Source organism: Rheinheimera mesophila (assembly GCF_000986865.1).
GTDB lineage: Bacteria > Pseudomonadota > Gammaproteobacteria > Enterobacterales > Alteromonadaceae > Pararheinheimera > Pararheinheimera mesophila.
Window position 1 is genome coordinate 78,094 of record NZ_LAVS01000008.1, and the last position, 6,670, is coordinate 84,763.

5 protein-coding genes are annotated in these 6,670 nt (G+C 43.7%); 2 read left to right on the top strand and 3 right to left on the bottom strand.

Annotated elements, in window-relative coordinates:
- The first annotated feature begins 96 nt into the window (after positions 1–96).
- Positions 97–399: a helix-turn-helix transcriptional regulator gene (locus SD53_RS05270; RefSeq protein WP_046519171.1), complete on the top strand. Its 303-nt coding sequence runs from the start codon at positions 97–99 to the stop codon at positions 397–399.
- Entirely contained in the window at positions 389–1,591 is a 1,203-nt protein-coding gene (locus SD53_RS05275) for a type II toxin-antitoxin system HipA family toxin (RefSeq protein WP_046519172.1), read from the top strand. Before SD53_RS05270 ends, SD53_RS05275 begins: the two co-directional genes overlap by 11 nt.
- Before the next feature lie 23 nt (positions 1,592–1,614).
- Here the strand turns inward: SD53_RS05275 and SD53_RS05280 are convergent, their stop codons facing one another.
- The 3 genes from SD53_RS05280 to gcvP form a co-directional block, all read right to left on the bottom strand.
- Positions 1,615–2,289, bottom strand: a complete 675-nt coding sequence (locus SD53_RS05280) for a hypothetical protein (RefSeq protein WP_046519173.1) — start codon at positions 2,287–2,289, stop codon at positions 1,615–1,617.
- Positions 2,290–2,467: 178 nt separating this feature from the next.
- Positions 2,468–4,723, bottom strand: a complete 2,256-nt coding sequence (locus tag SD53_RS05285) for an AAA family ATPase (protein ID WP_046519174.1) — start codon at positions 4,721–4,723, stop codon at positions 2,468–2,470.
- Between the two features lie 252 nt (positions 4,724–4,975).
- Positions 4,976–6,670, bottom strand: a 1,695-nt coding sequence (gene gcvP, locus SD53_RS05290; RefSeq protein ID WP_046519175.1) for an aminomethyl-transferring glycine dehydrogenase, incomplete at its 5' end; no start/stop codon positions are given.

Here is a 6,670-nt window from a genome sequence, read left to right on the forward strand (position 1 = left end):
GCTGTGTAGCTTCGGCTACAACACAACAGATGGTAGTTGACAACCAAACTTAATGAGCCATAATTTGTGCATTAATATATTAATGCACAAATTATAATGCAAAAAGAGGCAATACAACTTAGTCAAGCTTTAGGGCAACTGGTGAAACAGATCAGAGCTGAGTCTATGGATCAATCCGAGCTTGCTGTGCGGGTTGGATTGAGCCGTAACACTATTTCTGCTATTGAAAATGGCAAAGCAGTAAACTCCGAAGCCCTGTTTGCCGTGCTGGCCCAACTCAATTTACTGCAGCCCATCACAGATGCAGTAGAACAACAATTGGCTCAATTCAATAACCTGCCGCAGAAAAAGCAGCGTAAACAACGCAAAGCCAAACCGGAGCTATCGAATGACTTCTGAACAGGCTTATGTATTTATTGACGGCCTGGAGCAGCAGCCGGTGATTTGTGGCGTGGTCACTTTAGATCCAACACGGCGCTATGGTGAGTTTCGCTATGGTAAAAGCTATTTAGCACGCCCTGACGCCTTCCCTTTGGACCCGCTGAACTTACCTCTGTCAGAACAGTTATACAGCACCAACACTGGCAAAGGAGTGTTTGGCGTGTTACTAGATGCAGGTGCAGACGCATGGGGCCAGAAAGTTATTTTGTCCTTGCATAAAACCAAACCACAAAATGCATTACAGTTTTTATTGGCGGGCTCCGGCATGGGGGTTGGCGCATTAGTTTTTAGTTTATCCCGCAGCTCGTCAAAACCTAAGCTCAACAAAAACACCCTGGGCGATTTACCTTTGCTACTCAAAGGCAAAGACGCCATATTGAATGACGAAGCCATACCAGAGGAAGCAAAAAAAGCTTTTGAGCATGGTTCCAGCATGGGTGGTGCCAGGCCCAAAACCTTAATCACAGCCGGTGATACAACCTTTTTGGCCAAATTTAACAGACCCGACGATTTGTTTAATCAGGTAAAAACAGAACACGCCTGCATGCGTATGCTGGCAGAATTACCAGTGCGGGTTGCTACAACAAGAGTCGTCACAACTGACACTGATGATGTATTACTGGTGGAACGTTTTGACTGTCATCAGCAGCGCCCTACCCATCACTTTATCAGCGCCAACTCGCTGATCAATGCAGCCACTGTCAATAACGCGGCTTTAAGCAGCAGCTACAGCTATGGTTTTCTTGCAGAATTTTTGCGCACACAAGGCGCAGAACCCGAAGACGCACACGAGCTATACCAACGTATGGTGTTTAATGTGTTTATCGGTAATACAGACGATCACAGCCGCAATCATGCATTGCTGTATTCCTTCAGCGACAAAAATTGGCGTTTATCCCCCGCTTATGACGTGTTACCTGTCAATAACAGCCGTCAGCATGGTATGGGCATTGGCGATTTTGGCCGGGATGGCACTATCGAAAACCTGTTGTCGCAGTCGTTACGTTTTGGCTTAAAACAGTTTAAAGCCAAAAAAATCATCGAACAGGTAGCAGCCTTAAGCCACGAATGGCCTTTTTACTTTAAACACCAGGGTGTAGGCGAAGGCGATTTGGAGCGTTTAAAAGCAGTGATACCGATCATTAAGTGAGATTAAGTCTGAGCTAGTACAAATCAGGGACATTTAACATACCAAACCGAAGTAAGTCCAATCCAGCCTGTTCTATCTTTAATACAAATTAAATCACCTTTTTCAGTGCGTTCGTAAGTCCCCTCACCTACCTGAATATGTCGTTTTTCCTTTTTATACTGCATCACCAACATATAGGCTTTAGGCTTTTTACTTATATACTTTCTTACCACAGGGCCGCTAATCACAACTTCAGTTTCAGCCGGGCTTATCTCGTTACTCAAAATAATCAGACTGTGCGTGTAAAACACACCTAAAACAACAACAGAAGCCCAACTTAACCGGTACGCCAGCACCCAGACGATGTAGGACGAAAGCAAAGCCATTGGCACAAAAAACGGCAGCAAAAAGACTTCGTTTGAGAACCTGATACGGAGTACCAGACTTAAGGTAACACAGCCAGCTACCCACATAACATAAGGGATCAGATTCAGCCCTGTGGTTGCTCGCTCAAGTTTATCCAGAGCAAAAACCTCTGGTTTTGCAAAGGCAAGCACCGCAGCGACAGGGAAAAACAACAGCCCGGCAAACAGCTCCATCGAGTCATAACGCGGATAAAACAGCACCCAGATACAACACGCCGTGGTAAACACGAACATAAAAATTTTCAGCTTTTTCAAACCTGCCGTTGGCTCTGGTTGCTTTACTTGGTCTTGCACTAACAATTCCTTTTGATGTTCAGTAAACGGCTGGTAGGTAACTGCCTTTGGATTTATCCATATTCAACAATATCTTGTAGAGTTTATAAACTAAGTGCAATTCTACAACTTAAATATCGGGGCAAAGGGCAAGACCTGACACCAAAATCTCTTTTGGACTATTTTGCATAAAATTTAGTCATGCAGCATCAATCGTTCCAATCTGAGCGAACTCTCCATCAAAAAGTTCTTCTCCTGCCATCATCATTTTATAGTGAGATTCGTGCCCAGAATTTATGAAAATATGCTTGAAAATATTCAAATAAACCTCAACTTGCTCATCAATAGTTTGGATAAATAAATCGTCAGGTATGCAATGTGAACCATCATTAATCCAATGCAGCAGTGACAAACAGATTTGCTGTTCCTGATGATTGTCGAATTTAGCAACGATGTCTTCATCACTGAGTTTGCCTAATATCTTGAAATAATTTTCAAGAATACGGCGCATGATATTTTGGACTGTCACACCTGATCTGTTGCGGCGATCCTTTAGTTCCTGCCACATTAATTCGTAAGATGAGTTAATTGGATTTCTCTGCTGATATGCTTGAATGGATGTAATATTATTGACTTTACGGAGTATCCAAAAATGAGTTTTCTTACAGCCATTAGAGCGTCCATTTTGAAAGGATGCCTCTTTATGAAAATAGACGTTATGGGTAAAAAGAAGTAACTGCTTGATTGATGATCCTGCTTTAACTTCCTTTATTAACCCCTTCACTATTGCGCTAACTATGTACAAAACATTGCTGTCTAGACTAGAAATTGGATCGTCTATCACTACAACTCGGTTTTGAGCAACGTCATCTTGCTTTAAAGCCCCATTCGCCAACTGGACAAAGTAAAGAAAAGTAATAAACGTAACTTCCCCTTCACTTAAAGACTCGTAAGCTAATTCGCCATTTTGGCGTTGTATTACGTAATGATTTTCTAGCTGCTGGGAAGGAACAATTTCAAAATTTAGGAAGGCATAAGCTCGCAACAGTCTGTTTATTTCGTCAACGGCAGGCTGCACACTTGTTGTGTTACGACTTAGTTCCGTAACTTCAGCCTTCTTTTCTTTAACCTGCCGATCAGACTCAGCAACTTTAGCACTCAATATATCTATAGCTTTTGTAACGCCTTTGATCTTTTTATGATAAGCAGTAAATTCATCGTTGATTTCGGCGGCTAAAAATCTCCAAATATCAACAATTAAGCGCTGCCGCTCCATGTCGTAGTTTATGACGACTTCATTGTGCTTCTTTATCTCCTGATTTGCCTGTTCAATCAAGGAAAACAAAATTTTCAGCATCTCAGTTGTTGAAGTAAGATCGATTTTAGCGCTAGGTTTTTCCTGTTTATTTCTAATAGTCATGATGTTAGCTTTAAACTGACTATCTAAACTTTTCAAAGCCAGCTCAAATTCTTCCCGATCCAACTTAGATTCTTCATTATCTCGCTCTTGAGAAGCTATACGTTGTAATACGTCGAAGGTATACGTTGCCCGTTCCTGATAATTAGATGCCAGTCGATTTACATGCTCAAGTTGTTGTTCAAACGATGTATCGAAATAGCGCTCTATCTTCGTTCTAAATTCTTCGTCAATTGTGGGTTGTTGGCAGAATGGACAAATGTCTGTCGAATTTATAAACTGACGACCATGGTTTAACCAATCTTGGCATCCAAGAGCTTCAATCAAACCTGCAATATCAACATCACGTTTACCTGCCACTACAGTATGCCAAATCGGATCAGCTTCGATGTGGTGAAATGAACTAAAATCTGGAACTACAAATAACGGATAGGCCTCGGGTCTTTGCCCTAAAATTGTAGCGCTTCTATTTTTTAACTCACTGTATTCAGCGGCGTTGCCAGACTCTGCTTCATCACCTGAGTACATGCTAATAATCTTATCTCTAAAAAGTTCCTTCTTTAAAAAGCCCTTTAATGCCTCCTTGAAGTCATCCTGATATTTTTTATAAAGGGACCAACAGCTCTCGGTGAATTCCGTAGCTAATGTTTTTTGCTCCACCAGCGTTTTATTATGGTCAGTGGTATAAGCTTTTAACTGGTTCTCAGCATTTTCTTGCTCGACTTTTCGCGCTTTAATTAATTCGACCTGCTCGGTAGTTGCTTCGCCTAATGTGAAAACACCTGCAATATCACTGTCACCAAAGTTATTTTCACGAAATGCCTTGTTATATACCAAGGTTTTTAGTGGTTGACCATTAGTCCAAACAACTTGACAATTTCGAAACCGCTGGTCGCTAGTATCCGTCAGATAATTTGATGCTGTAGTTTTTCCGCAGCCATTGGCACCATAGAAGAAGTTGATTTCTTTGAGATCAGTTACCTGTATACCTTGCTCATTGTAGGTTGCTATATCTGCTAATTTGAAAGATTCGATCATGTCCACTCCTTGGAATTTTGATAGTTACTTGCTTTAGTCTGAACTACTTTAATTATCTGGTGATAGGTTAAGTACTTTCGCGCATTACAGGTGTTTTATCAATGTTGGAGATAAAAAAGAAACTTAGTTGGTATTGTGAAAACACGCGAACAAAAAAGCGAACCCTCACAGGTTCGCTTTTTTCGTTAAAGGAGTCCGACTTACTTGCTATAGTTTCGGATACCTAGTTGTCGTTAGACAAAAAAATTTCAATTACCGATAATCTTCCGGACTAGGGCAAGCACACATCAGGTTGCGGTCGCCGTATACGTCGTCGATACGGGTGACTGTTGGCCAGAATTTGTTTTCTGCCACGTACTGTGCAGGGAATGCAGCGTACTGACGCTCGTATGGGCGGTCCCAGCTTGGGTCGAAAATATCTTCCATCGTATGAGGTGCGAAATGCAGTGGGTTGTTGTCTGCAGTCCACTCCCCTGCTTCTACCTTGGCAATTTCATTGCGAATAGAAGTCATGGCGGTGATAAATTTGTCCAGCTCTACTTTGCTTTCAGACTCAGTAGGCTCGATCATCAGCGTGCCGGCTACCGGGAATGACATAGTTGGGGCGTGGAAGCCGTAGTCCATTAAACGTTTGGCGATGTCCATTTCGGTCACGCCAGTTTTTTCTTTGAGTGGACGCATGTCGATAATACATTCGTGCGCTACGCGGCCGTTGGTACCTACGTACAGCACCGGGAAGTGTTCGCCCAGTTTTTTCGCCATGTAGTTGGCGCTTAAAATCGCCATTTCAGTGGCTTGACGTAAACCGTCGCCACCCATCATTTTGATGTACATCCAGCTAATAGGCAGAATGCCTGCGCTACCAAATGGTGCTGCAGATACTGCACCGTTGTCCTGGCCTGTGCCTTCAATTTTCACAACAGAGTGGTTTGGCATAAACGGCGCCAATTGTTTCTTCACGCCAATTGGACCCATACCTGGGCCGCCACCGCCGTGAGGAATACAGAAGGTTTTGTGCAGGTTTAAATGCGATACGTCAGCACCGATAAAGCCAGGAGAAGTAATACCTACCTGAGCGTTCATGTTGGCGCCGTCCATATACACCTGGCCACCGTGGGCGTGAATGATGTCACACAGCTCGCGGATAGACTCTTCAAACACACCGTGGGTCGACGGGTAAGTCACCATAATGGCGGCTAACTTGTCAGATACAGCTTCGGCTTTGGCTTTTAAATCGGCCATGTCGATGTTGCCGCTCTTGTCGCAATCCACCAGTACCACTTCAAAGCAAGCCATAGCTGCTGTGGCAGGGTTAGTACCGTGCGCAGACACAGGAATTAAACACACATTACGGTGTGAATCGCCGCGGCTTTCGTGGTATTTACGAATAGCGATCATACCGGCGTATTCGCCCTGAGCACCTGAGTTGGGCTGCATAGACACAGCGTCGTAGCCAGTGATGTCGACTAACCAGTTGGCCAGCTCGCCAATCATTTGGTAGTAACCTTCGGCCTGATCGCGTGGCACGAAAGGGTGCAAGGAACCAAATTCTGGCCAGGTCACAGGGATCATTTCGGCCGTAGCGTTTAACTTCATGGTGCACGAACCTAAAGAAATCATCGAGTGGTTCAGTGCTAAGTCTTTGTTTTCCAGCTTTTTAATATAACGCAGCATTTCAGTTTCACTGTGGTACTGGTTAAAGACCGGGTGCGTTAAGTACTTAGAAGTACGAACTAAGTCAGCAGGAATAGAGTTGGAGCCTTTAGCAACTATGTCAGCGTCTAACTTAGTCACGTCTAAGCCATGGCCAGCGCCCAGAACTATGTCAAACAACTGAGCGATGTCAGAAGCACTTGTCAGTTCGTTAAAGCTTACGCTTAAGCTCTCGCTGATATCAGTACGTAAGTTCACTTCAGCGGCGATGGCGCGAGCTACCACAGCGGCGCG